The organism is Streptomyces sp. NPDC005195 (genome assembly GCF_040608315.1).
Taxonomy (GTDB): Bacteria; Actinomycetota; Actinomycetes; order Streptomycetales; family Streptomycetaceae; genus Streptomyces; species Streptomyces kaempferi.
In genome coordinates, this window is the sequence record NZ_JBEXHZ010000002.1 from 300,701 (window position 1) to 325,414 (window position 24,714).

At 72.6% G+C, this 24,714-nt stretch carries 17 protein-coding genes and 3 tRNA genes; 9 read left to right on the top strand and 11 right to left on the bottom strand.

The genetic code is table 11. The features are described 5' to 3' along the window. Nucleotides 1-40 precede the first annotated feature (40 nt). The gene (locus ABZV34_RS03910) at nucleotides 41-1,354 is read left to right on the top strand and encodes an RNA polymerase sigma factor (RefSeq protein ID WP_356271137.1); all 1,314 of its coding nucleotides are present in this window, start codon (nucleotides 41-43) and stop codon (nucleotides 1,352-1,354) included. 93 nt (nucleotides 1,355-1,447) lie between these two features. Here ABZV34_RS03910 and ABZV34_RS03915 read toward each other — a convergent pair whose 3' ends face one another. The 4 genes from ABZV34_RS03915 to ABZV34_RS03930 all read right to left on the bottom strand — a co-directional run bounded on the left by ABZV34_RS03915 (nucleotide 1,448) and on the right by ABZV34_RS03930 (nucleotide 7,229). Then, nucleotides 1,448-3,376 carry an ABC transporter ATP-binding protein gene (locus ABZV34_RS03915; protein WP_356271138.1) on the bottom strand — a complete coding sequence of 643 codons (1,929 nt, stop codon included), beginning with the start codon at nucleotides 3,374-3,376 and terminating at the stop codon, nucleotides 1,448-1,450. Further along, nucleotides 3,376-5,109 carry an ABC transporter ATP-binding protein gene (locus ABZV34_RS03920; protein ID WP_356271139.1) on the bottom strand — a complete coding sequence of 578 codons (1,734 nt, stop codon included), beginning with the start codon at nucleotides 5,107-5,109 and terminating at the stop codon, nucleotides 3,376-3,378. The genes ABZV34_RS03915 and ABZV34_RS03920 overlap by 1 nt, the downstream gene beginning before the upstream one ends. A gap of 207 nt (nucleotides 5,110-5,316) precedes the next feature. Continuing rightward, nucleotides 5,317-6,771, bottom strand: a complete 1,455-nt coding sequence (locus tag ABZV34_RS03925) for an FGGY family carbohydrate kinase (protein ID WP_356271140.1) — start codon at nucleotides 6,769-6,771, stop codon at nucleotides 5,317-5,319. A 152-nt stretch (nucleotides 6,772-6,923) separates the two neighbouring features. After that, nucleotides 6,924-7,229, bottom strand: a complete 306-nt coding sequence (locus ABZV34_RS03930; protein ID WP_356271141.1) for a YtxH domain-containing protein — start codon at nucleotides 7,227-7,229, stop codon at nucleotides 6,924-6,926. A 146-nt stretch (nucleotides 7,230-7,375) separates the two neighbouring features. On the opposite strand from ABZV34_RS03930, the gene ABZV34_RS03935 reads away from it, so the two are divergent. From ABZV34_RS03935 to ABZV34_RS03945, 3 genes are all read left to right on the top strand, one after another. After that, a tRNA-Asn gene (locus ABZV34_RS03935) sits at nucleotides 7,376-7,448 on the top strand. A gap of 5 nt (nucleotides 7,449-7,453) precedes the next feature. Beyond that, nucleotides 7,454-7,526: transfer RNA gene (locus tag ABZV34_RS03940), tRNA-Asn, on the top strand. 165 nt (nucleotides 7,527-7,691) lie between these two features. After that, a tRNA-Ile gene (locus tag ABZV34_RS03945) sits at nucleotides 7,692-7,765 on the top strand. Nucleotides 7,766-8,816: 1,051 nt separating this feature from the next. On the opposite strand, the gene ABZV34_RS03950 is transcribed toward ABZV34_RS03945, so the two are convergent. From ABZV34_RS03950 to ABZV34_RS03970, 5 genes are all read right to left on the bottom strand, one after another. Next, complete coding sequence (locus tag ABZV34_RS03950) at nucleotides 8,817-9,566, bottom strand: SDR family oxidoreductase (protein ID WP_356271142.1); 750 nt, start codon at nucleotides 9,564-9,566, stop codon at nucleotides 8,817-8,819. Nucleotides 9,567-9,742: 176 nt separating this feature from the next. After that, a complete protein-coding gene (locus tag ABZV34_RS03955) occupies nucleotides 9,743-11,239 on the bottom strand; it encodes a GAF domain-containing protein (RefSeq protein WP_356271143.1) in 1,497 nt (498 codons plus the stop codon). 56 nt (nucleotides 11,240-11,295) lie between these two features. Further along, nucleotides 11,296-12,333: a rod shape-determining protein gene (locus ABZV34_RS03960; protein ID WP_356271144.1), complete on the bottom strand. Its 1,038-nt coding sequence runs from the start codon at nucleotides 12,331-12,333 to the stop codon at nucleotides 11,296-11,298. Nucleotides 12,334-12,759: 426 nt separating this feature from the next. Further along, a complete protein-coding gene (locus ABZV34_RS03965; protein ID WP_356271145.1) occupies nucleotides 12,760-14,100 on the bottom strand; it encodes a carboxyl transferase domain-containing protein in 1,341 nt (446 codons plus the stop codon). Continuing rightward, nucleotides 14,093-15,661, bottom strand: a complete 1,569-nt coding sequence (locus ABZV34_RS03970) for an acyl-CoA synthetase (RefSeq protein WP_356271146.1) — start codon at nucleotides 15,659-15,661, stop codon at nucleotides 14,093-14,095. The genes ABZV34_RS03965 and ABZV34_RS03970 overlap by 8 nt, the downstream gene beginning before the upstream one ends. Before the next feature lie 689 nt (nucleotides 15,662-16,350). Here ABZV34_RS03970 and ABZV34_RS03975 point away from each other — a divergent pair. The 3 genes from ABZV34_RS03975 (at nucleotide 16,351) to ABZV34_RS03985 (ending at nucleotide 19,156) form a co-directional block, all read left to right on the top strand. Then, the gene (locus ABZV34_RS03975; protein ID WP_356271244.1) at nucleotides 16,351-16,917 is read left to right on the top strand and encodes a toxin-antitoxin system, toxin component family protein; all 567 of its coding nucleotides are present in this window, start codon (nucleotides 16,351-16,353) and stop codon (nucleotides 16,915-16,917) included. Nucleotides 16,918-16,923: 6 nt separating this feature from the next. After that, nucleotides 16,924-18,138, top strand: coding sequence for an MAB_1171c family putative transporter (locus tag ABZV34_RS03980; protein ID WP_356271147.1), 1,215 nt, complete (start codon nucleotides 16,924-16,926; stop codon nucleotides 18,136-18,138). A gap of 97 nt (nucleotides 18,139-18,235) precedes the next feature. After that, nucleotides 18,236-19,156, top strand: coding sequence for a hypothetical protein (locus tag ABZV34_RS03985; RefSeq protein WP_356271148.1), 921 nt, complete (start codon nucleotides 18,236-18,238; stop codon nucleotides 19,154-19,156). Here the strand turns inward: ABZV34_RS03985 and ABZV34_RS03990 are convergent. Next, complete coding sequence (locus ABZV34_RS03990; RefSeq protein WP_356271149.1) at nucleotides 19,137-19,742, bottom strand: hypothetical protein; 606 nt, start codon at nucleotides 19,740-19,742, stop codon at nucleotides 19,137-19,139. The genes ABZV34_RS03985 and ABZV34_RS03990 overlap by 20 nt on opposite strands. 192 nt (nucleotides 19,743-19,934) lie before the next feature. On the opposite strand from ABZV34_RS03990, the gene ABZV34_RS03995 reads away from it, so the two are divergent. After that, nucleotides 19,935-20,711, top strand: a complete 777-nt coding sequence (locus tag ABZV34_RS03995; protein ID WP_356271150.1) for an IclR family transcriptional regulator — start codon at nucleotides 19,935-19,937, stop codon at nucleotides 20,709-20,711. Further along, entirely contained in the window at nucleotides 20,708-21,628 is a 921-nt protein-coding gene (locus ABZV34_RS04000; protein ID WP_356271151.1) for an SMP-30/gluconolactonase/LRE family protein, read from the top strand. Before ABZV34_RS03995 ends, ABZV34_RS04000 begins: the two co-directional genes overlap by 4 nt. A 79-nt stretch (nucleotides 21,629-21,707) precedes the next feature. Here ABZV34_RS04000 and ABZV34_RS04005 read toward each other — a convergent pair whose 3' ends face one another. Beyond that, entirely contained in the window at nucleotides 21,708-24,692 is a 2,985-nt protein-coding gene (locus ABZV34_RS04005; protein ID WP_356271152.1) for a beta-galactosidase, read from the bottom strand. Between the last annotated feature and the right edge of the window lie 22 nt (nucleotides 24,693-24,714).

The window sequence follows — 24,714 nt, forward strand, 5'->3', positions numbered from 1 at the left end:
CCTCGTGGCGGCGATGTGTCGTACTCCACACTGGGTTCCGGTGCCTGAGTCCTCGGAGCGCGGCCGACCCGCACGCGGCGGGTTCCCGATACCCGCCGTTCCGCCAAACGACTACGGGATGGACAGCGGCGAGGCCGCCGACCCCATCCCCGACGTACCGCTGCCGCACGTCTCAGCAGCGACATTCCTGGAGGTCGCCCCCGTGCAGACCCAGACCCTGACACAGACCGACAATTCCACGGACACGGACGCGGAGCCCGGCGTCGTCGCGGCGCTTCCCCCGCAGAGCCGTGCCGCGCACCACCCCGAGGCGGAGCCGGAAGTCCCGCCCGAGGCGGAAGTCCCGCCCGAGCCGGACGGGCCGCCCGCGGACGCCGTCGACGTCGAGACCGAGGCGCCCGAGCCCGTGGAGCCGCTGCGCACCCGCACCGCGGACACCGGCGGCCCCTCCTCCGACCTGTTCCGTCAGTACCTGCGCGAGATCGGCCGCATCCCGCTGCTCACCGCGGTCGAGGAGGTCGAACTCGCCCGCCGGGTGGAAGCCGGTCTCTTCGCCGAGGAGAGGCTGCGGCTCGCCTGCGACCTGGACAGCCAACTCGCCCTCGACCTCGACAAACTGGTCGTCATGGGCCGCATGGCCAAGCGCCGGCTCATCGAGGCGAACCTGCGGCTCGTGGTCTCGGTCGCGAAGCGCTACGTGGGCCGCGGCCTGACCATGCTCGACCTCGTCCAGGAAGGAAACCTGGGCCTGATCCGGGCCGTCGAGAAGTTCGACTACGCCCGCGGGTACAAGTTCTCCACGTACGCGACCTGGTGGATCCGGCAGGCCATGTCCCGGGCGCTGGCCGACCAGGCCAGGACCATCCGGGTCCCCGTCCACGTCGTCGAGCTGATCAACCGGGTGGTCCGCGTGCAGCGCCGCATGCTGCAGGAACGCGGCTACGAACCCACCCCCGAAGAGGTCGGGGCCCACCTCGACCTCCCCAGCGAGCGGGTCAGCGAAGTCCTGCGCCTGGCCCAGGAGCCGGTGTCCCTGCACGCCCCCGTGGGCGAGGAGGACGACGTGGCGCTGGGCGACCTGATCGAGGACGGCGACGCGGCGTCCCCCGTCGAGTCCGCCGCGTTCCTCCTCCTGCGCGAGCACCTGGAGGCGGTCCTTTCCACACTCGGCGAGCGGGAACGCAAGGTGGTGCAGCTCCGCTACGGTCTGGCGGACGGCCGCCCCCGCACCCTGGAGGAGATAGGCCGCATCTTCGGCGTGACCCGCGAACGCATCCGCCAGATCGAGTCCAAGACCCTCAACAAACTGCGGGACCACGCCTTCGCCGACCAACTGCGCGGCTACCTGGACTGAGGCGTCCGCTCCGCCGGTTCCGGCCGAAAGAGCGAGGGAGGGGCGGTCGCCCCGGCGAACACCCCTCCCCCCACTCCTCCCGGTGCCGCGGCACTAGTCGACCTCGGCCACCGCCTGGGCGAACTGCGCCTGGTACAGCCGCGCGTACGCCCCGCCCGCCGCGAGCAGCTCCGCGTGCGCCCCCTGCTCCACGATCGACCCGTCCTCCATCACGAGAATGGTGTCCGCGTCCCGGATCGTGGAGAGCCGGTGCGCGATCACGAACGACGTCCGCCCGTGCGCCAGCTTCGCCATCGCCTTCTGGATCAGCACCTCGGTGCGGGTGTCGACGGAGCTGGTGGCCTCGTCGAGCACCAGGATCACCGGATCGGACAGGAACGCGCGCGCGATGGTGATCAGCTGCTTCTCACCCGCGCTGACCCCGCTTCCCTCGTCGTCGATCACGGTGTCGTAGCCGTCCGGCAGCGTCCGGATGAACCGGTCCGCGTGAGCGGCCCGCGCCGCCTCCTCGACCTCCCCGCGGGTCACGTCGCGCGAGGCCCCGTACGCGATGTTCTCCGCGATCGTGCCGCCGAACAGCCAGGTGTCCTGGAGCACCATGCCGATCGCGGACCGCAGTTCGTCCCGGGACATCGACGCGATGTCGACACCGTCGAGGGTGACCCGGCCGCCCGTGACGTCGTAGAAGCGCATCAGCAGGTTCACCAGCGTCGTCTTGCCCGCACCCGTCGGGCCGACGATCGCCACCGTGTGTCCGGGCTCCACCTTCAGGGACAGGTCCTCGATGAGCGGCTTCTCGGGGTCGTAGCGGAAGGACACGTTGTGCAGCGCCACCCGCCCGCGCAGCTCGTCCGGACGCGCGGCCGGCACGGGATCCGCCGCCTGCTCCTCCGCGTCGAGCAGCTCGAAGACGCGCTCCGCCGAGGCGACCCCGGACTGCACCATGTTCGCCATCGACGCGACCTGCGTCAGCGGCATCGAGAACTGCCGGGAGTACTGGATGAAGGCCTGCACATCGCCGATCGACAGCGTGCCGGACGCGACCCGCAGGCCGCCGACCACCGCCACCAGCACGTAGTTCAGGTTCGACACGAACATCATCAGCGGCTGCATCACCCCGCTGTTGAACTGCGCCTTGAACCCGGCCTCGTAGAGCTTCTCGTTCTGCTCCGCGAACTGCGCGGCCGACTGCTCCTGGCGTCCGAACACCTTCACCAGCGTGTGCCCGGTGTACATCTCCTCGACGTGCGCGTTGAGTATGCCGGTGGTGCGCCACTGCTGCACGAAGTGCGGCTGCGAGCGCTTGCCGATGCGGGTGGCGACGAAGAACGAGATCGGGACGGTGACCAGCGCGACGAGCGCCAGCAGCCACGACACCCAGAACATCATCGCGAGCACACCCACGATGGTCAGCAGCGAGTTCACCAGCTGGCCCATCGACTGCTGGAGCGTCTGCTGGAGGTTGTCGAGGTCGTTCGTGGCGCGCGAGAGCACCTCGCCGCGCTGCCGCTTGTCGAAGTACGAGAGGGGCAGGCGCGACAGCTTCGCCTGGAGGTCCTCACGCATGTGGAAGACGGTCTTGTTGACGGCCCGGTTCACCAGGCGGGTCGCCACCGCCATCAGCAGACCGGCCACCAGGAACGTACAGAGCGCGACCAGCAGTACGTCACCGACGGCGCCGAAGTCGATGCCCTTGCCCGGGGTGAAGTCCGTCCCCGAGAGCATGTCGGCCATGCCGCCGTCGCCCCGCTTGCGCATGCCCGCGAGGACTTCGGCCTTGGTGGCCCCGGCCGGCATCTGCCGCCCGATGATCCCCGCGAAGACCAGGTCGGTGGCCTTGCCGAGGATCTTCGGACCGACGACCGAGAGCCCCACGCTGAGCACGACCGCGCACAGCATGATGTACAGGGTGACGCGCTCGGGTTTGAACTGCGCCAGGAGCCGTTTCCCGGATCCCTTGAAGTCCAGCGAGCGCTGATCGGGGCCGCCCCCGGCCATCATGCGTCCCATGGGCCCGGCCATCAGGCGGCCTCCGCTTCCGTCAGCTGGGAGAGCACGATCTCCCGGTAGGTCTCGTTGTCCGCCATCAGTTCGTGGTGGCGTCCGGTGCCGACGACCCGGCCCTCGTCGAGGACCACGATGCGGTCGGCGTCACGGATGGTCGACACCCGCTGGGCGACGATCACCACGGTCGCCTCGGAGGTCTCCTCGGCGAGCGCGGCCCGCAGCGCCGCGTCCGTCGCGTAGTCGAGGGCCGAGAAGGAGTCGTCGAAGAGGTAGATCTCCGGGCGCTGCACGAGGGTGCGGGCGATCGCGAGGCGCTGGCGCTGACCGCCCGACACGTTCGTGCCGCCCTGCGCGATCGCCGACTGCAGGCCGTTGTCCAGCTGTTCCACGAAGCCCTTGGCCTGTGCCACCTCCAGCGCATGCCACAGTTCCTCGTCGGTCGCGTCCGGATTGCCGTAGCGCAGGTTGCTCGCCACGGTGCCCGCGAACAGGTACGGCTTCTGCGGGACGAGCCCGACCGTCCGTGCCAGCAACTGCGGCTCCACACGCGCCACGTCCTCGCCGTCCACCAGGACCTGGCCGTCGGTGGCGTCGAAGAGACGGGGGACCAGACCCAGCAGGGTCGACTTCCCGCTGCCCGTCGACCCGATCACGGCCGTCACCTCGCCCGGCCGTGCGACCAGGTCGATGGACCTCAGCACCGGCTCCTCGGCGCCCGGGTAGCGGAACCCGGCGCCGCGGACCTCGAGATGTCCGTGGCGACGCAGTTCCAGGACGGGCGCGGTGGGCGGCACGACGCTGGAGGAGGTGTCCAGGACCTCCTGGATGCGCTCGGCGCAGACCTCCGCGCGCGGCACCATCATGAACATGAAGGTGGCCATCATCACGGACATCACGATCTGCATCAGATAGGCGAGGAACGCGGTGAGATCGCCGATCTGCATGCCGCCACTGGCGATGCGGTGGGCACCGAACCAGACCACGGCGATCGACGAGAGGTTCACGACGGTCATGACCATCGGGAACATCAGTGCGAGCATCCGGCCGGTCGCCAGGGACATCCTGGTCAGCTCGGTGTTCGCGCCCCGGAAGCGGTCCTTCTCGTAGTCGTCCCGGACGAAGGCGCGGATGACCCGGTTGCCGGTGATCTGCTCGCGCAGCACCCGGTTCACGGTGTCCAGGCGCACCTGCATGGTCCGGAACAGCGGGCGCAGCCTGCGCACGATCAGCGTCACGCCGATGCCGAGGATGGGCACGACGGCGACCAGGATCGCGGACAGCGGCACGTCCAGGCCGAGGGCGAGCACGATGCCGCCCACACACATGATCGGGGCCGACACCAGCAGCGTGAACGTCATCAGCGCCAGCATCTGCACCTGCTGCACGTCGTTCGTGGTGCGGGTGATCAGCGACGGGGCGCCGAAATGACCGACCTCGCGCGCGGAGAACGACTGCACCCGGTCGAAGACGGCCGCGCGGATGTCCCGGCCCACGGCCGACGCCGTCCGGGCACCGTAGTAGACCGCTCCGATGTTGCAGAAGACCTGGACCAGCGAGATCCCGATCATCAGGGCACCGAAGGACAGGATGTATCCGGTGTCCCCCTTGACCACGCCGTTGTCGATGATGTGCGCGTTCAGGGTCGGCAGGTAGAGGGTGGCGCAGGTCTGCAGGAACTGCAGGAACACCAGGAGGGCGATGGGTTTCTTGTACGGACTGAGGTGGGTCCGAAGCAGTCGTATGAGCACGCGGCTTCTCTCGGAGTCGGCGACGGCGGTGCGGTCGGTGGTGCACCACCACCCCCTATCGTCGGGCACTCCACCCGTGTTACCTCAACCGATTAATCCAAGAGCGGACCAAGAGCCGACCGGAACCGGACCTTCGGACGTACGACCGCGGCCCTTAAGGGACTTCACCGCGCGTCCCGGCCTCCCCGCGTGCCCCCCTGTGTGCCCTTATGCGCGAAACGCCCCAGGATGCGTCTGCTCCCGTACGGAGACGTACTGCTGCCGTACGGCCTGGCCCACCGCCAGTTCCTCGCCGGGCTCCAGAACCTGGGCGACCGCACCCTGCCAGACGGGTGGCAGCCGGGGGTCGAGGGTGCCCTGCGACACGCCGAGTGCCCAGGCCGCCTGACGGGCCGCGCCGAGCGCCGCGTAGTCCGCGGGCTGCGGTACGACGACCTGCGCGCCGAACAGCGCGGGCGCCGCGGCCTGTACGGCCGACAGCTCCGCGGCCGCCCCGAGCAGGAAGACCCGCCGGACGTCCACGCCCCGCCCGCGCAGGACGTCGAGCGCGTCCGCGAGCCCGCACAGCATGCCCTCGAAGGCGGCCCGCGCGAGGTGCTCGGGCCGCATCGACTCGCGCCGCAGCCCGGCGAGTGTGCCCGCCGTATGGGGGAGGTTCGGGGTCCGCTCGCCCTCCAGATAGGGGAGCAGGACCAGTCCGTGCGAGCCCGGCGTGGACTTCATCGCCAGCTCGGACAGGCTCTCCAGGTCGGGCAGGCCGAGCAGTTCGGCGGCGCCCCGCAGGGTTCGTACGGCGTTCAGCGTCGTCACCACCGGCAGATGGAGCCCGGTCGCGTCCGCCAGAGAGGTGATCATGCCGGAGGGGTCGGCCAGCGCCTCGGTGTGTACGGCCATCACGGACCCGGACGCGCCGAGGGAGACGACCGCGTCCCCGAGCCCGATACCGAGCCCGAAGGCCGCCGCCATCGTCTCGCCGGTGCCCGCCGAGATCAACAGCCCCTCGGGGGTGGTGCCCGCGGCCTCGGACGGGCCGAGCACCTCGGGAAGCGTGGCCTGGTGGCCCAGCGCGAGTTCGACGAGATCCGGCCGGTAGGCGCCGGTCGCCGCCGACCAGTAGCCGGTACCGGAGGCCCCGCCGCGGTCGGTGGTCCGGCGCAGCGGGCGGCCGAGCAACTGCCACACCAGCCAGTCGTGCGCCTGGAGCAGTACGGCGGTGCGCTGGGCCGCGTCGGGTTCGGTCCGGTTCAGCCAGCGCAGTTTGGTCACCGGCTGCGCGGCCTGGGGGACGCAGCCCACGGCCTGGGCCCATGCCTCGCGCCCGCCGAGCGCGTCCACCAGGTCGGCGGCGGCGACCTGGGCCCGCTTGTCACCGCCGACCAGGGCGGGGCGCACGGTGTTGCCCTGCGCGTCCAGCGGGACGAGCCCGTTCTGCTGTGCCGACACGCCGATGGCCTGCACGCCCTCGAGCAGTCCGCCGCCGGCGGCCTCGCCCAGGGACAGCAGCCAGGCCTGCGGATCGACGTCGGAAGGGCGGCCGCCGCTCTCGGCGGTCTCCACCGGGTGCGGCGCGTACCCCTGCCTGAGCACGGCGCCCGTGTCCGTGTCGCAGACGACGATGCGAGTGAAATCGGGTGAACTGTCCAGCCCGGCGACTATGCCCATGGCGGAAATTCTGCCGTACCGCGGGAGGTGGGCGCGCCGGGCCGGGTGTCACCCCTGGTGAGCACGGGTGGCCGGGGGCTCCCGAGGCCCCGGCGCCAGGGGCCCGATGCCTCTCGCACCGGGCCTTTCGGGCGATACGGCCATCCGGATGTTCAGGTGTTCGTGGTGCCCCAGTCGTCCTCGCCGGTGCCGTTGGTGTTCCGCTCGCGCAGGGAGCGGACCCGCTGGGTCACCGAGTCGGGCACGTGGTCGCCCATTTTCTCGCTCACCACGTGGTAGGCCTTGCCCGCGACCTGGCGCCCCTGCTGGGCGGCGGTCTCGGCGGTGTTGCGCACGGCGGGGTTCTGCGCGACCTGCCGCGCGGACTTCTTCAGCTGTTCGTAGCGCTCGCGCCCGGCGCGTGTGCCCAGCACGTAACCCACGGCCAGTCCGGCGACGAATGTGAGCCGGTACCGCATGTCGGCCACCCTTCCCTTGCCTCGGCATCGGTGCGGGGGGAACCGATTGGCGGAGCACCCCCCTGCTTGCGCTAATGTATGTGTCGCAGCGAGCGCACGCCCCCTGGCGAATACCCAGGTAGGTGCGTTCGATGCAAAGAGTGCGATCCCCTGTAGCTCAATTGGCAGAGCAGCCGGCTGTTAACCGGCAGGTTACTGGTTCGAGTCCAGTCGGGGGAGCTCGATCTCCTGTAGCTCAATTGGCAGAGCAGCCGACTGTTAATCGGCAGGTTACTGGTTCGAGTCCAGTCGGGAGAGCAACGGAAGAGGACCCCTCAGGGGTCCTTTTTCATGTCCGGGGGAACCGCGTGACCGGCACCGAAGTCCTCATGGTCATGCGTTGCCGACCATCCGAAGCAGGAGATCGTATGAGCGGCTATGCTGCGGCAGACGGCGCGCACAAATGTGCGCGACGCGCCGTAAGGGGCGGTAGCTCAGCCGGTTAGAGCAGCGGACTCATAATCCGTCGGCCGTGGGTTCGAGTCCCACCCGCCCCACCCAGAGCCTGCGTAGCAGAACCGTTTCTATCTGTGGAAACGCGGTAACGGCGGTCGCAGCCCCGAGGCGGCGGTCCGCATTCATCCATCCGGACCAGGACCAGGTGGCCCCGCCGCACACGGACGGACGGCCGGTCGTCCGGAGATCTCCGTCGGCGGCCCCGCGGCCTTCGGTGACGGTGTGCGCGAGCCCGGTCGAGTGATCCGGATCGCCCGGCTCCGGGTGTGGCCGAGCGGCGCTGGGCACGTGTCCCGAGCGTGCGGCCCTGTGCCCGGCTCCATGGCCCCGCTGAATGTCCTCCGCGCGGGCGGGGCGGCCGTGGGCGTGCCGGTCGTGGACGGGGCGGCTGTGCGGGTCCACGGGCCGATACGGCCTGTCGCACCCCAACTGGCGAACTCCGCGCCCCGATTCCCGGACGTCGCGAGTTCGACGGAGTTCGAGGAAGTATGACGAGGTGTGAATCCGTGCCGTGCCGTGCCGCGGCGCGGATGGCGGGGGTCTTGGGGACCCGCGCGCTGGACTCCGGCCCGTCAGGACCTCGCCCCTGGCGCCCGCCCGGATACTCCCGCACGGTGTCGCGGTACGCGGCGGCCCCGTCGGGACCACCGCGCCCTGTACCGGTGCGGAGCGGGTCACGGGTCCGTCGCCGACGACGTTGCGACCCCGCCGGCCGACGCCTTGATCCAGTTGGTGGCCGTCCTGCGGGCGTGATCCCTGCCGCCGTCACCGGTGGCGAGGGCCGCGAGCCGGTCGGTGGAATCGAGAGGCCGGAAGCCACGGCGAAGCCGGTAGGGGCGCCGGCCACCCCGGGTGGTTCCGGGTCCACGCGGACCTGCTGATTCACCCCGGCCGCCGTTCGGGTGGTGACGGGGCGCCGTCCGTCCGGGAGCCACGGCAACGCCTGCCGCTGGTTCCGGGCGGGCGGGAAGGCCGTTTCGCATGCCGCGCACGGAGTTCTCGCCCGGCCGCCCGTCAGCCGTACGACTGGGCGACCGCCGGGTCACCTTCGGCCGGCCGCCGGAGCCGCTCGGTACGATCCGAGGCGCGGCGCTAGCGGCCCAGCGCCGCCCCGCCGTTGATGTGCAGGAGCTGTCCCGTCAGGTACGCCGCCTGGGGTGACGCGACGTACTTGACGGCCGCGGCGATCTCCGAGGGATGACCCGGCTGTCCCGTCAGGGACTGCGCGACCCTCGACGCCACGAACTCCGGGGTCGCGCGGTCGCCGAAGAACTCCGTGTCGCCGACGAAGCCGGGGGCGACCGCGTTCACGGTGATGCCCTCGTGGCCGACGCGCTGGGCGAGGTCGTAGGTGTACGTGTTGATCCAGCCCTTGGAGCCCCCGTACGACCCCGGGCCGCGCAGCGAGGCGATGGAGGAGAGCTGCACGATGCGGCCGCCGGGCCTGCGGATGTGGGGGAGCAGGGCCTCGGTGAGCAGCACGGCGGTCAGGACGTTGGCGTCGAAGTTGCGGCGGTAGCCGTCCGCGATGGAGGCGAGGGTGCCGTCGTGCGCGGCGGCCACGTTGCCGCCCGCGTTGGCCACCAGCACGTCCACCGGGGTCTCGTCCGCCGCTATGAACTCCCGTACTCCGTCCACCTGTCCGGGGTCGGAGAGGTCCGCCGCGCACCAGGTCGCCGCCGACTCCCCGAACCGGCTGTTCAGTGTGTCGGCCGCCTTGCGCAGCACCTCCTCGCGGCGGCCGAGGAGCACCAGCCGGTCCCCGTCCGCGGCGAACGCCTCCGCCGTCGCCAGGCCGATCCCGGTGCCTCCGCCGGACACCACCACACGCCGCTGGGCCATGGTCACCCCGTCCTCACGCTTGTCCTGTCCCCAACTCGCCCTGTCTCCCGCATGTCCGTGGATGTGAACAGAGGTCATATCCACGTATGCGAGAGGTGACGGTACGGAGACCGGGGGAGGGCGTCAAGTGGCCCCGGGAAAAGCACAGTTGACGGGACGGCCGACCGGAGCGGCGCTCACAGGGGCGACTGCCACACGATCGTCGTCCCCGCACGTCCGCGCCTGTCTCCGCCCTTCGTGTCTCCGCCCCTCGTGCCGCCCCCGCCCGTGTCGCCGTCGTCGAACACCGTCAGCCGCACCGCGGCCCGCCCGTCGGGAAGTCTCCTCGTCGCGTCCACGGCGACCTCGATGCGGGACACTCCCGGGCGGCGCGCGGTCGAGGCGAGGGCGCGGCGGAGGGCCACGAGCAGGTGGCCGGCGACGGGCTCCGGCACCAGTGCCTCCACCGCGCCGGTGAAACGCGTGGACGGCTGGAAACCCAGGGCCGCCGCGGCGCCCGCCGTCTCGCGCAGCACCTTGCCGCGCAGGGTGGTGGGGGCGTCGGCCGGCGGCTGCTGGAGGGCGAAGATCGCGGTGCGTACCTCCTGGACGGTGGACTGCAGTTCGTCGACGGCCCGGCCCAGGATCTCGTGCACCTCCGCGTCGGCCTCCCCGGCGCTGCGCCGCTGCGTGGACTCCAGCATCATGCCGGTGGCGAACAGCCGCTGGACGACCAGGTCGTGCAGGTCACGAGCGATCCGGTCGCGGTCCTCGTAGACCGCGAGCCGCTCCCGGCTGTGCTGGGCGTCCGCGAGGACCAGCGCCAGCGCGGCCTGTGAGGCGAACTGCGCGGCGAGCAGCCGTTCCGCCGCGCTGTACGGGCGGCCGCCGCGGTCGCGGGGCAGGGCGAGTGTGCCGATGAGACGGCCGCCCGACTGCAGCGGGAGCATCATGCTCGGCCCGAACCGGTGTCGTACGTGTGTGGTCAGTCGCGGGTCGGTCGCCGAGTCGTCGATGAACACCGGTTCGCCGGCCAGCAGTTGTTCCAGCAGGGGGCTGCCCGGCGTGATCGTGGTGCCGACGATGTCACCGGGGTCGGCGGAGCCGTCGGGGGTGGCGGCGGTCACGATCCTCATGCCGTTCTCCGCCGTGGGCTGCAGGATGAGGGCGGCCGAGGCGTCGGCGAGGATCCGGGCCCGTTCGGCGACGGTCGTCAGCGCGTCGGCGGCGTCCCCTCCGCTGAGCAGTGCGGTGGTCACGGCCGCCGCGCCCTCGATCCACCGCTCGCGCTGCCGGGCCGTCTCGTACAGCCGGGCGTTGCCGATCGCGACGCCGGCCTGGGTCGCGAGCACCCGCAGCAACTGCTCGTCCTCATCCGTGAACGGACCGCCGCGCTGTCCGGCGACGTACAGGTTCCCGAACACCGCGTCTCCGACGAGGATCGGGACGCCCAGGGAGCCGTCGGGCCGCTCGTGGGGGCACCGGTCCGGGCCGGCCGTCGGCGGCCTGTCCGTACGGATCTCCAGCGGTCCGGCGTCGCCGGGGTCGGCCATGTCCAGCGCCGCGCTCCGGGCCCCCGTCAGTTCGGCGGCGGCATCCACGATGTGCTGGAGCGTGGCCCGCAGTTCCAGGTCGGACCCGACGCACAGGACGGCTTCCACGAGGGCCGGGAGACGGGGGACGGGGTCGGTCATACGGGCCCCTCGGGGGTCGGAGGACGGGGATCGACCGGTCCCGGGCGGGCCGGCCGTCAGCCCGGCAGCGGCTCCAGCGTCAGCGGCTCGATCTTGCCCTCCAGCATGTAGCCCAGACCCTGCACCGCGCACACGTCCGGCCGCTCGGCGATGTGCACCGGCATGCCCGTCGCGTGCCGCAGCATCTGGTCGAGCCCCGGGAGCAGCGCGCTCCCGCCGACCATCATGATCCCGCGGTCGGCGAGGTCGGCCACCAGATCCGGCGGACAGGCCCGCAGCACCTTCCCGATCCCGTCGAGTACGGCCGTCAGCGGGGTCTGGATGGCATCGCGCACGGCGGCGGTGTCGACCTGCACCGAACGGGCGAGGCCGGTCGCCACGTCCCGCCCGTGGATCTCCGTGGACGTCGGGCCGTGCGGGGTGAGCCCGTTGCCGGACAGGGCGAGCTGCAGGGGCCGTACGGACTGCGACGGAAGCATCAGCTCGTGCTGGTGGCGCAGGTGCTGCACGATCGCGCGGTCGACGGCCTCGCCGCCCACCGGAATGCGTTCGGCGGTCACGATGGAGCCGAGGGACAGCACGGCGACCTGGGTGGCGGCGGCACCGCACACCATGATCATGGTGGCCTCCGGCCGCTCGACCGGCAGCCCGCAGCCCACCGCCGCGGCGATCAGCGTGTCGACCAGCTCCACCCGCCTCGCCCCGAGCCCGACGAGCGTCTCGATCGTCGCGCGCTGCGCCAGCGGGTCCGCGTCGTGCGGGGTGCAGGCGGCGGCGCGCAGCCTCGGCTTGCGGCGCAGGGTGCGGCGCACCTTGTCGCCGAGCAGCTGCCGCAGCATGCGCTGGGCCATCTCGATGTCGACGACCGTGCCGCCCGACACCGGCCGCATGACCCGGATGTAGTCGGGGGTGCGGCCCGTCATCTTCTCCGCGAACTCACCGACCGCGATCAGCGCGCCGTTCTTGGTGTTGATCGCGGCGACACTCGGCTGGTCCACGACCAGTCCCGCGCCCTTCACCCACACACGTGTCCTGGCCGCGCCCAGGTCGACGGCGAAGTGACAGCGGCGCAGCTGCTCCAGACTGGCGGTCATGGCGGGTCCTCCCGAGAGCAGACCGTCGGGCTCCGCCTCGTGGCGGTCCCTTCTCGCATCGTCCGCTCAAGAAGGCCGGGGCGCCTTCTGAAGGGGGCCGGGCGGGGTACCGCCGAACGGGTGACGGCGGGCGGTTCCCGGCGATCGTCCGGCGGGAGGATCGGCATACCGGAGGACCGGTCCGGAGAGGGCGACCGGCCGGGCCCGTTTCCCCGTGCGCGTACAGATTCCCCCCGACCCCGCAACCCGTGCCGCTTCCCGGGTCCCCACAAGTCGTGCCGATGTCCCGCTTTCCGCGGCCCGTCCCGACTCACGGCCCGTCCCGACTCACCGGCCCCCCGGCCTATCCCGACTCACCTGGCGCCTGTTCCCACCGCGCGGGTGGCGCCGGTTCCCCTCGGGAGGGGGCCGGCGCCGCCCGCGCGCTCACTCCCCCCGGTGCTCCGCGATGCCCCGCACGACCCCCAGGTCCAGCAGATCCTGCGGCCGGATGCGGAGCTGGTCCGCTGTGGCGCGCACCTCGCTCGCGGGACGCTTGAGGATCGCGGCCGCCAGCTCCGGCGCGATGACGGAGAAGTAACTGTCCGGCGTGGCCCAGGTGTTGTCCGGCGAGGCCAGTGCGAGGGCGCCGCCCGAGCCGCCCTCGCCGATCACCAGCGTGGTGACGGGAGTGCGGGCGGTGGCCACCGCGGCGAACAGGTCCGCGATCGCGGAGCCCGCGCCCTGCCGCTCGGCGTGCTCGTCGTTGGCGGCGCCCGGGGTGTCCACCAGCGTCAGCACCGGGATGCCGAGCCGGCCCGCGAGACGGATCAGCCGTGCCGCGGTGCGGTACCCGGCGGGACGGGTCGCGGTCCCGCACTGTGCCGCGTACGCGACCGTCCGCCCCTCGGGACCGGAGCCGAACCCGCACAGCAGACCGGCGTCGGTCCCGCCGCAGCGGTCGCCGCCGATTGCCGCGCGACGGCTGAAATAGTCGTCCAAGTAGGCCTCGGCGCGCGGGCGTTCGGGGGAGCGGGCCCGGTCGACGGCGTCCCGGCCGGTGGCGGGCAGACCGGGCGCGCCGAGAGCGGCCGGCACCGGTGCGGCCCCGGCGGAGGGAGCGCTGAGCAGGGCCAGCCACAGCGCCAGCGTCTCCCGCAGCTCCCCCTCCGGTACGACGGCGTCCACCGCGCCCGCCGCGACCTGGGCCTCGGCCGTGTACGCCGCCGGGTCCGCGCCGGGCGGACGGACCCGGGAACCGGCGAATCCCACCTGGGCGCCGGGCAGCGCCAGGATCACGTCGGAACCCGCGCCCAGCGTGGCCCAGCCGCCCCCCGTCGTCGGATCCCGGACCACCGCGATCTGCGGCAGCCCGGCCTCCCGGGTCAGCGCCGACTGCCGTGCCACCCGCTGGAGCTGGGTGAGCGCGAGCATGCCCTCCTGCATCCGGCTGCCGCCCGTCGCGACCAGCGAGACGACCGGCAGCCGGTGTTCGCGGGCATGGGCGTACGCGGCTTCCAGCCGGTCGCCGGTGCGTTCGCCGAGCGAGCCGCCGAGAAAGCCGAACTCGAAGGCGATCAGCGCGACCCGGGTGCCGCCGACGACCGCGCCGCCGCAGACGACGGACTCGTCCTCGCCGGTGCGGGCGGCGGCACGGGAGCGTGCCTCGTCGTACCCCTGCCAGGACAGCGGACCGTCCGGCTCGAATCGCCGTATCGGCACCCGGAGTTCGGTGAACTCGTCGGTGACGAGGGCGATGGCCGCACGGGCCGGGAAGCGGTCAGTCATGCGTGACGTCGTTCGGGTGGGCGCCCGCGCGGGAGTCCGCGAGGGCGTCCGGGAGCGCTCGCTTCAGGATCTTGCCCATGTCGTTGCGCGGCAGGGCGGACAGGAACCGCACGGTGCGCGGGCGCTTGTGCGGGGCGAGCCGGCGGGCCACGTGGTCGGCGAGTTCGCGGTCGAGGCCGGGGGCGGGGGCGTCGACCGGGACCACCCAGGCAACGATCCGTTCGCCCAGGTCGTCGTCGGGCTCCCCGGTGACGGCGGCCTCGCGCACGGCGGGGTGTTCGAGCAGCGCGTTCTCGATCTCGCCGGCGCCGATCTTGTAACCGCCGCTCTTGATCAGGTCGGTGGCCTTGCGGCCCACGATGCGCACGCAGCCGTCGGCGTTGCGCACCGCCATGTCACCGGTACGGAACCAGCCGTCCGCGGTGAACGCGGCGGCGGTGGCGTCGGGCCGGTTCAGGTACTCGGTGAACAGGTTCGGCCCGCGCACCTGGATCTCGCCCACGCTCTCGCCGTCGTAGGCGCCGGTGGGACTGCCCTCGGTGTCGTACGAGCCGGTCGGGGCGCCGTCCGCGTCGTACGAGGCGAGGATCGAACCGTCCTCCTCGACCAGCCGCAGCCCGACGCCCGGCAGCGGCACCCCGACGGTCCCGGGCCGTGCCGGACCGTCCACCCGGACGCTGGTGTTCATGAGGGTCTCGGTCATGCCGTACCGCTCGACGACCGGCCGCCCGGTCGCCGCCGTGATCCGCTCGTGGTCGTGCACCGGCAGCGCGGCGGAGCCGGAGACCAGCAGCCGCGCCCGGCCGAGCGCCTTGGCCAGCTCCGCGTCCTCGGCCAGCGCCTCGGCGAGCCGGTGGTACATGGTCGGCACCCCGAACAGCATGGTCGCCCCCGCGTTCAGCTCACGCGTCACGCCCTCCGTGCTGAACCGCCCCAGGTGCCGGACGGCCCCACCGCGCCGCAACGGCCCGAGGACGCCCAGGATCAGCCCGTGCACATGGAAGAGCGGCAGTCCGTGCACGAGCACGTCGTCGCCCGTCCACTGCCAGGCGTCGGCCAGCGCGTCCAGGGTCGAGGCGATCGCGCGGCGCGGGACGACGGCGCCCTTGGGCGGACCCGTGGTGCCGGACGTGTAGACGACGAGGGCGGGGGCGGCGGGATCGTCCGGCTCGGCCGGGGGTTCCGGCACGACACCGCCGGCGTGCCGCGTCACGACGTCGATGCGCTCCAACTCCCGTACGGGCGAGGGGAGGTCGTCCCCCTCCCCGGCGAGCACCAGTGAGGGCGTGCTGTCCGACACGATGTGCCCCAGCTCGCCCTCGCCGGACTTGGGGTTGAGGGGTACGACGGGCACCTGGGCGAGCAGCGCGGCCACCACCCCGACGGCCGTCTCCAGGGACGGCGTCGCCCATACGGCGATCCGTTCCCGGCCTTCGAGGCGCGCGGCCAGGGCGCCCGCCGAGGCGGCGAGTTCCGCGTACGTCAGGGACCGGTCGCCGAAGCGAAGGGCGGGCCGCCGTGCGGTCGAACCGCTGACCAGGGCCGGAAAGAGGGAGGACACGCGGGGTGCTCCTTGCCAGTAGGGACGTTCTGCCGGTGACAGTCAGAACCGTTCCTACACCAGGGCGCGGGAAACCTGCCGGAGCCCGCGACCGGCCGAGCGCGAGGCAGATCACACCGCACGGCACGGGGGAGGCCCCGCCCGGCCCCGCACGGCGCCCGCCTCCGGACGCCCTCCGCGACCCGAGTCGGGACCCGCACCGGGACCCGCACCGGGACCGCCCCAGGACGCGCTCGGCGGCCCGCACCGGGACCCGCGCCAGGACGCGTACGAAGGCCCGCGTGAGGGTCCGTGCCAGGACGCCCTCGGCGACCCGCGTGAGGGTCCGCGCCAGGACGCGTACAAGGACCGGCACCAAGACCCGCACCAAGACCCGCACGAGGACGCGCGTCGATGCTCACACGGGGGCGCGTGCCGGTGCGCGCACCGGGACGTCCGGACCGCGGGTCGCCGCGCCGTTCCCGAACCGGGAACGCCCGTGCGGAAAACCATGGCGTGGGACGATCCGGGCCCGTAGTCTCGCCCACGGCGCGACCATTTGACGGGTCAACAGCCACGACGCCATCACGGGTCGACTGCACGACGGAGCGAGGAGCGGGGCGGAGCGAGGAGTGACGCGGAGTGCGGCGAGCGGTGTGACGGGCAGGACGGCCGGACGGGCCGGCGGCGTCTGGAAACGCGCGGCGGCACTGTTCTCCCGAAGATCCGACTCCGAGATGCGCGCCCTCGCGGTCGAGCTCTCCCGGTCCCTGAGGAAGCGCCTCGACACGCCCGTCGACGTACGGGATCTGGCCGGTGCGCTCTGCGAGGAGATGAGCCGGCGCCGGGACGGCCGGCCCGTCCAGCTCCGCTTCGAACGCTTCCCCGACGAGATCGAGGTCACCGGTCTGTGGATGGAGTTCCACGACTTCGACCTCGTCATCGTCGAGGAGCGCGCCGAAACGGTCCAGCAACTCGTCATCCTCGGGCACGAGTTGTGGCACATGTCGGCCGGTCACGCGCACTCCCATCACCACTTCGCCGGCGCGGCCGCCGCCCGCGCCCTGTCGGACGACCCCCGCTGGCAGGAGATCGCGCTCACCGTCGCCGCCCGCAACGGCTCGCACGAGGCCGACGAGGCCGAGGCCGAGGACTTCGGCCTCCACCTCGCGAGCGTCTTCCGCTCCTGGGTGACCGGCTCCCGCCCGCAGGGCCCCGCCGATCCGGTCGGACGCGCCATCCAGGCCTCCCTGGGCTACCGCGGCTCCCAGGACTGACCGGCGATGGATCCCTCCCACTTCCTCGCCGGGATCTACATCTCCTTCTGGATACCGATCGCGGTCCTCACCGCCGCCCTCGCCATCAAGCTGCCCAGCATCGTCAAGCTCTGGCGGGACCCGCTCCTGAGAGCCGTCGGCGGTCTCCTCGTCCTCGCCTGCGCCGTCTTCGTCTGCGCGGCGCCGCCGATGATCGCCTGGACCAACCGCGTCACCGGCGTACCGAACATCTCGGCGCCCCTGCTCTACAGCCTCGTCACCGCCTTCGGCGGAGCCTGCCTGCTGATGATCACCACCTGGCGCAACGGCATCACCGACCGCGCGGCCACCCGCCGTGCCACCCGCTGGGTCGTCGCCGCCTACGCCGGCGTGATCGTCGCGCTGTGGGTGCTGTTCGCGCTCGCCGACACGCCCGTCGAGCGGATCCGGGATCTCGACACGTACTACTCCGGCACACCCTTCATGCGCGAGGAGATCGTCCTCTACCTGCTCGCGCACACCGCGGCCTGTCTGATCACGTCCAAGCTGGTCTGGAACTGGATCCGTACCGACGGACTCGACGTGTGGCTGCGCGGCGGGCTGAAGTTCCTGGGCGTCGGCTACACGATGAACCTGGTCTACGACGGCGCGAAACTCTCCGCGATCGGCGCCCGCTGGAGCGGCCACGACCTGGACCGGCTCAGCACCGACCTGGCCCCGCCGGTCGCCTCCCTCTCCGCCGTCCTGATCGCGGTCGGCTTCATCCTGCCGCACGTGGGCCAGTATCTGCAGCGGCGGGCGCGCACCCGGCTCGGCCTCTGGCGGCTGCGGCCCCTGTACCGGCTGATGCGGACGGTGGTGGGCAGCCGGGTCCCCTTCAGGCTCCGGGTCACCCCGGAACTGCGTCTGATGCGCCGTGAGACGTACATCCGGGACGCGCTGCTCCACCTCGCCCGGTTCCTCGACGAGGACCTGCGGCGCACGGCGTACGAGGCGGCGGTCGGCCTGGGGTTCGAGACCGGCCGGGCGCGGGCGCTCGCCCACGCGGTGACGCTCCAGGACGCCGTCGAGACCGGGCGGCGAACACGTCGGGACGACGCCACCGCTCCTCACCTGGACCCGGACACCGAGAACCTGCTGGCGGAGATCGAGTCCGTGTCCCGGGCCCTGCGCCACCCCGAGGACATCCGGGTGGTGCGCGCCGTCGCGGCCGTCCCGGCCGAGCGCGTCCCGGCCCGGTGAGCGTCCGGCCCCCGTGCGGGCCCGGCCCGGATCGGCCCGCACGAGCCGGGGCCGGCACGGCCGGTTGTAGCCTCCCCGGGGATCAGACGTTACGAGGATGGAGTCCGCCGTGGCCCGCACCGCCGCCCGCCCCCGCATCGCACTCGCCACCTACCGGCCGGAGGAGGGCGCGACGAGCGCGGACCGGGACCTGCCCGTGCTCGAAGGGGCGCTGGAGGACGCCGGGGCGCGGGCCGGGATCGTGTACTGGGACGATCCGGCCGTCGACTGGGCGGACTTCGACCTGGTCCTCATCCGCTCGACCTGGGACTACAGCTGGCGGGTCGCGGAGTTCGTGGCGTGGGCGGAGAGGGTCGCGAAGCTCACCCGGCTGGCGAATCCGGCGGCGGTCGTGCGGTGGAACACCGACAAGCGGTACCTCGGCGAGCTGGCCGGGGCCGGGGTGGCGACCGTGCCGACCCGGTACCTCGCACCCGGCGACCCCGCCGACCTTCCGGACGACCACGAGTACGTGGTGAAGCCCACCTCGGGCGCGGGCGCACGGCTCGCCGCCCGCTACCGGCCCGAGGAGCGGGAGACCGCGCTGCGACACCTCGCCGGTATGCACGAGCGGGGGCTGACCGCGATGGTCCAGCCCTACCTGCGCGGTGTCGACACCTCCGGCGAGCGGGCGCTGCAGTTCTTCGGCGGACGCTTCCTGCACGCCGGCCGCAAGGGTGCCGTCCTGGAGCCCGGGACGGCCTACGACGCGGACAAGGTCCCGCATCCCCGGATGGAGGTCTGGGAGCCGACCCCGGCCGAACTCGCCCTCGCCGAGCGCGCGCTGGCCGCCGTACCGCACGGACCGTCCGGCACGGACGGGGACGCACTGCTGTACGCCCGGGTCGACGTCGTCGACGGCGACGACGGGCGGCCGTGCGTCATGGAACTGGAACTGGTGGAACCCAACCTCTTCCTCTGGCTGCACCCGGAGTCGGTGCCCGTCGTCGCGGAGGCGGTCATCCGGGCCGCCCGCTGACGGCCACCCGCTGCAGCAGCCCCCAGGTGAACTCGGCCGCGCACTCCTGCCGTACCCCCGACGCGTCCGGCGCCGTGAAGGCGAGCCCCCAGCGGGTGGGGGCGGTGCCCTCCAGAGGCCGGGCGGGGGCGAAGGCGCGGGCGGCCTCGTCGACCGTGCAGGACCAGGGGGTCAGGTCGTCGAGGGTCCTCAGCACCGGGCCCGCGGTGCCGGGGGCGCGGACCAGCCATTCGTTCCAGACCACCCCGTTCGCCAGGGCGAGGACCTCGAAGCGCAGACCGGGCCAGAGGGGCACGGGCCACAGCAGGGCCTCGCAGGCGAGGTCGCCGACGCGGCGCGGGGTGACCGACTCCGGGGCGCCGAGGACCGAGCGGTAGCGGTGGGCGGCGGAGCGGGAGCGCGGGGCGTGCAGCATCGCCTGCCAGCGCCGGTTGGCCTCGCGCATGTCCGCGAGGGAGACGCCCAGTTCGTGGCGGGCGTCGTCGACGAGGTCCGGGTTGTGGTCGGCCATGCGGCGCAGCAGGACCAGTTGGAAGTCGATCGGGGTGAAGGGTCCTGCGGGTCGCTTGGCGGGCATGCGGCCCATGATCGCGCATCGGGCCGGCCCACGGGCGGCGTCGTGCGGAGGGTCCGTACGTCTCTCGGTCCCCACCGGTCGAAATCAGCCCCAGGCACCTCGCTGTCGCCCACCCATTGCCCCTCCAAGACCACCATGAGTAGCCTGTGTTCGTCATGCCGATCGTCTGTTGAAATTTCGAACATAGGGAGGGGGCCGGTTGTGGGACGCCTCGTACCTGCCGTGACCCGAGCTCTCGACATTCTCGAGCTCTTCCTCGACGGGGACGGCACGCTCTCCGCCCCCGACATCGTGCGCAGGCTGCAACTGCCGCGGACGACGGTGCACGAGCTGGTCACCACGCTCGCCGCCCGCTCGTACATCGTGCAGATACCGGGCCAGCCCGGACGCTACCGCCTCGGCGTGCGGCCGTACCAGCTCGGCAGCCGCTACGCCGAGCAGCTGGACCTCGCCGCGGAGGGCCAGCAGGTCGCCCGCACCGTCGCCGAGACCTGCGACGAGACGGTCCATGTGGCGATCCTCGAGGGCACGGACGTCATCTACATCGCGAAGGTCGACTCCACGCACGCCGTGCGCATGGTGTCGGCGGCGGGGCGCCGCCTGCCCGCCCACTGCACCTCCGTGGGCAAGATGCTGCTCGCCTCGCTGCCCGATCCGGAGCTCGCCTCCCGCATCCCGGGCGACGCGGACCTGGCCGCGATGACACCGAACAGCATCACCGAACCGGGCGCCCTGCGCGAGGCCCTGGCGGAGATCCGCCGCCGTGGCGTCGCCGTGGAGAGCCGTGAGTCGAACCCGGACGTCAGCTGTGTCGCCGCCCCGGTGCGCGACCGCACGGGACAGGTCGTCGCCGCGCTCTCCATCTCTGTACCGATGATCCGCTGGAGCGACGAGCGCCGCGCCGAGCTGGAGCAGCTCGCCGCGAAGGGCGCCGTCGAGCTCTCGGAGCGTCTCGGTCACCGGAGCGTGAGGGGATGACCTCGCTCGACGTGGCGATACGCGCCGACGCGGCCCTCGGCGAGGGCCCGACCTGGGACGCCCGCGAACAGCGGCTGATCTGGGTCGACATCCTCGGCTCCCGGGTCCACACCTACGACCCCCTCTCCGGGCGCCGTACGGTCATGGTCACCGAGCAGCACGTGGGCGCGGCCAAGCCCCGTGTGGGCGGCGGCCTGGTGGTCAACCTCCGTGACGGGGTGGGGCTGTACGGTCCCGCCGGTTCGCCAGGCCCATCAGGCACATCAGGCCCATCAGGCCCATCGGGCCCGTCCGGTTCGTCTGTTTCATCCGGGGAGTTCCGCTGGCTGCACCGCGAACTCGTCCCGGGCCGCCGGGGCAACGACGCGGCGGTCGCCCCCGACGGCGCGCTCTGGGCCGGCAGCATGCGCTACGACGAGGACCGGGGCGGCGGCGCGCTGTCCCGGATCGCCGCGGACGGCACCGTGCACACCGTCCTGGACGACGTCACCGTCAGCAACGGCATGGGATGGAGCCCCGACGGCCGGCTGATGTACTACATCGACACCCCGACCCGGCGGATCGACGTCTTCGACGTCGGTGAGAATCAACTCCCCTACAAAAGGCGAGAGTTGGTGGCCATCGGTGCTGACGAGGGTTACCCGGACGGGCTCACCGTGGACGCCGAGGGCTGCGTCTGGGTGGCGTTCTGGGACGGTGGCGCGGTCCGCCGCTACACCCCCGACGGCCGCCTCGACCGCGTGATCGCTTTCCCGGTCCGCCGCCCCACCGCCTGCGCGTTCGGCGGCGCGGACCTGACCGACCTGTACATCACCACCGCGCGTACGGGTCTGGTCGCGCCGCACCCGCTCTCCGGTTCGGTCCTCGTCGTCCCCGGCGCAGGCAAGGGGCTGGCGCAGCCCGCGTTCGCCGGCTGACGGCTCCCCCGGAAACAGGCTTCCCCCCACGTCCCCGTCCGGTCGCCGGCCGGGCGGGGACAGCAGGCTCCGCCGGCGGTCACCGGCCGGGGGAGGCCACCGGCGTCACCGGCACTCCTCCGGCCGCGCTGCCCATCAGTGTCAGCCGCACGGTGCCCGGACCCGCGGGTGTGGTCCCGTCCGCCAGCACGGCGAGGGCCAGGGTGTTGGCGCCACGTGTGTTCAGCAAACCATTCGGCAGCACGAAGGTGTGCTGGGGCCCTACGTCGTTGATGTACTGGCCCAGGTTCCAGCCGTTCAGGAAGATCTGGACACGGTAGGCGCGGGACGGGTCGTCGGTGAGGGTGAGCCCGATCGAGGCGTCCACGGCCGGGTCGACCGCGAGCCGGAACCCGGTGCGGTACCAGCAGACCCCCTGCCCCCGCCGCGCCCGCGGGAACTCCACGACCTGCCAGCCGGCGTCCGCGAACCCGGGCAGATGCCAGCCCTGCCGCTCCCCGTACAGACCGCCGTGGTTCAGCGGCCCGCGCACCGGGTCCGGGGCCGCCGCGCCCTGGATCCGCCAGGAGAGCGCGGGCGCGGCGCCGCCGAAGGTCACGGCCGTCAGCCCGCGGGCCGCCTTGTGCGTGTCCCGGGCCTTGCCGTCCTGGTCGTGCTGCATCCGCCGCACCAGGACGGACAGCACGTGCGGCCCCTTCGCCCGGCGCGCCTCCGGAGTGAGGGGGAAGGTGGCCGTGGCGGCCCAGGTCCCCTGCCGGACCGTCTTCTTGTCCGGTACCGGCATCCGGTGCGTGCCCAGCGGCCTGCCGTCCAGCCACGCCATCAGCAGCCCCTGGGTGCCCGTGACGTACGACAGGGACACCGACTTCGCGCCCGCCGCGTCCGCGAAATGGGCCCGGTACCAGACGTCCCCGTAGTGGAAGCCGTAGTCGTCGGCGAACAGCACGGGCTGCCCGGCGGGTACGGGGGTGACACTGTGGGAGGACGTCCGGTTCGCGGTCCGCCAGGCCGAGTCGTCGAACGTCGCGGCGGACTCCGGGTTCTCGGTGTGGTGGCGCCACTTGCCCAGCGCCGGGAGCGCGACGGCCGGTACGCCGGGGAGCCGCTGCCCGGCCAGCAGGCTGCCGGACGCGGTGGCGCGGGTGCGCACCGCACCCTTGTTCCAGACCACGGCGTTCACCCCGCGCGGCCCCCACACCTCCAGGTCCGCGGCCGTCACCGTGTCCCCGGTGAGATGGACGGTCGTGCCACGCAGTTCCGCGGTGCGCACCAGGGCCGGCCCGCGCACCAGGACCGGGCCGGACGGGGTGTCGTGACGCCACAGCCGCGCGGAGGCCCTGTCGTCGGCGAGGAGCAGCAGGAGCGGCGCCGTGGTGCCGCCGCCCTCCACCAACACGCGCGTCAGGCCCTTGAGTTCGGCGTCGACACGCAGCAGGCCGTGCGCGTGCTCATGGCGTGCGCTGCCCTCCAGCACGGTGACCTTCGGCGCGCTCGCGCACTCCAGCACCGTCCAGGTCGCCTCGCCCTCGCGCCCCGTGAACACCGCGATGTCCTGACGCCCGGCGGCCAGCCGCAGCATGGGCTGCGCGCTGGAGTACCGCAGGGTCCGCCGTCCCAGGGAGAGTCCGGTGGCGAGCAGTCGGGCGTCGAGACCGGGGAGGGGCACCCGGACGCTCTCCCCGGCGAGCGTGACGGCGGCCACGGCGTTGGTGGGCCGGTCGTTGCGGAGCACGTGGAAGTGCGCCTTGGTGTCCGGGTTGACGAGGTGGTACGCGGTGATCCCGGCGTCGGCGCCCGAGCCGCCGCTGCCCTCGCGGACCGTGACGTCCGGTGCCCGGTCCAGTTTGGCGAGGTCGGGAACGGAGTGCAGGAGCTGTCCGATCTGGTGCATCGGGACCAGCTTCGGGGTCGGCCTGCGGGCCTCGTCGAGGGCGGCCCCGTAGTCGTAGGACGTGTAGACGACCGGCGCGGGCAGCCAGCCCCAGGAGGTGCCGCCGAAGGTCATGTAGACGTTGTGGACCTTGATGCCGTTGGCGAGGTTGGTGAGGTAGAAGCGCCGTTCGTACGCGGCGTCCCGGGTCCGGGCCGACTCCGCGTAGCCCTTGCCGTCGAACTCCGCCCCGCCCCACGGGTCGAACCAGCCGCCGCCGAACTCGGCCAGGAATCCCGGGGTCCCGGGGCTCGCCGTAGAACCGCCCTTCGTCCCGCCGACGCCGAAGTAGCCCCAGTCCGGGGGCGTTTCGTCCGGGGACGGGTAGCCGTCGAACCCGTACAGGTACCGGCCCTTCTCCCCGCCGGTGTTGAAGGTGCCGGGCGTCCAGTGGCCGTTCCTGCCCTTGTCGTTGTGGAACAGCGGGACGTCGATACCGCCGGCGCGGACCTTGGCGTACAGGTGGGCCATGTAGTCGCGGCCCCGCGGGCTGGTGACGTTGTCCGCGTACTCGTTCTCCAGCTGGTAGAGGACGACCGTACCGCCGCCGTCGGTGTACAGGTGCCGGGCCGCGACCCGGTTCACGGCCGTCAGCCACTCGTCGACGTGCGACAGATAGGTCGGGTCGGAGGTCCGGGCGGTGCCCCGGGTGGCCGTCAGCCATCCGGGGAAGCCGCCGGCGTCGACCTCGGCGTTGATGTACGGGCCGGGCCGCAGGATCACGTACAGACCCGTCTCGGCCGCCGTGCGCAGGAACAGGCCGAGGTCGCGGACGCCCGTGAAGTCGTAGTGCCCGGGGGCGGGGGAGTGGTAGTTCCAGGAGACGTAGACGCTGATCGTGTTGTAGCCGTGGGCGCGCAGCTTCTGCAGCACGTCCCGCCAGAGGGAGGGGCTCGGCAGCCGGAACGGGTGGACCTCGCCGGACCAGAGGACCAGGCGCCTGCCGTCGATCAGCAGGGAGTACTTGTCGAACCCGATGGTGTGCCGCCGCCCGTCGGCGCGGGGCGGTCCGGGCGGGGGCCCGGTGGGCACGGTACCTGCCGCGTACGCGCCACCGTCCCCGCTGCCGCCCAGCGTGAGGCCCAGCGCGGCGGTGCCGGCGAGTGCGCTGAAGGTACGTCTGCTCAACACCATGCGGGGCCTCCCAGGGACAGCG

What these genes read in the sequence shown, in the direction of transcription:
- ABZV34_RS03930 (WP_356271141.1), bottom strand. Translation starts at nt 7,229, where the DNA reads ATGCGGTACCGGCTCACATTCGTCGCCGGACTGGCCGTGGGTTACGTG.
- ABZV34_RS03950 (WP_356271142.1), bottom strand. Translation starts at nt 9,566, where the DNA reads ATGGCCCAGCGGCGTGTGGTGGTGTCCGGCGGAGGCACCGGGATCGGC.
- ABZV34_RS03980 (WP_356271147.1), top strand. Translation starts at nt 16,924, where the DNA reads ATGGATCCCTCCCACTTCCTCGCCGGGATCTACATCTCCTTCTGGATA.
- ABZV34_RS03990 (WP_356271149.1), bottom strand. Translation starts at nt 19,742, where the DNA reads ATGGGCCGCATGCCCGCCAAGCGACCCGCAGGACCCTTCACCCCGATC.
- ABZV34_RS03960 (WP_356271144.1), bottom strand. Translation starts at nt 12,333, where the DNA reads ATGACCGCCAGTCTGGAGCAGCTGCGCCGCTGTCACTTCGCCGTCGAC.
- ABZV34_RS03965 (WP_356271145.1), bottom strand. Translation starts at nt 14,100, where the DNA reads ATGACTGACCGCTTCCCGGCCCGTGCGGCCATCGCCCTCGTCACCGAC.
- ABZV34_RS03915 (WP_356271138.1), bottom strand. Translation starts at nt 3,376, where the DNA reads ATGGCCGGGCCCATGGGACGCATGATGGCCGGGGGCGGCCCCGATCAG.
- ABZV34_RS04005 (WP_356271152.1), bottom strand. Translation starts at nt 24,692, where the DNA reads ATGGTGTTGAGCAGACGTACCTTCAGCGCACTCGCCGGCACCGCCGCG.
- ABZV34_RS04000 (WP_356271151.1), top strand. Translation starts at nt 20,708, where the DNA reads ATGACCTCGCTCGACGTGGCGATACGCGCCGACGCGGCCCTCGGCGAG.
- ABZV34_RS03925 (WP_356271140.1), bottom strand. Translation starts at nt 6,771, where the DNA reads ATGGGCATAGTCGCCGGGCTGGACAGTTCACCCGATTTCACTCGCATC.
- ABZV34_RS03955 (WP_356271143.1), bottom strand. Translation starts at nt 11,239, where the DNA reads ATGACCGACCCCGTCCCCCGTCTCCCGGCCCTCGTGGAAGCCGTCCTG.
- ABZV34_RS03985 (WP_356271148.1), top strand. Translation starts at nt 18,236, where the DNA reads ATGGAGTCCGCCGTGGCCCGCACCGCCGCCCGCCCCCGCATCGCACTC.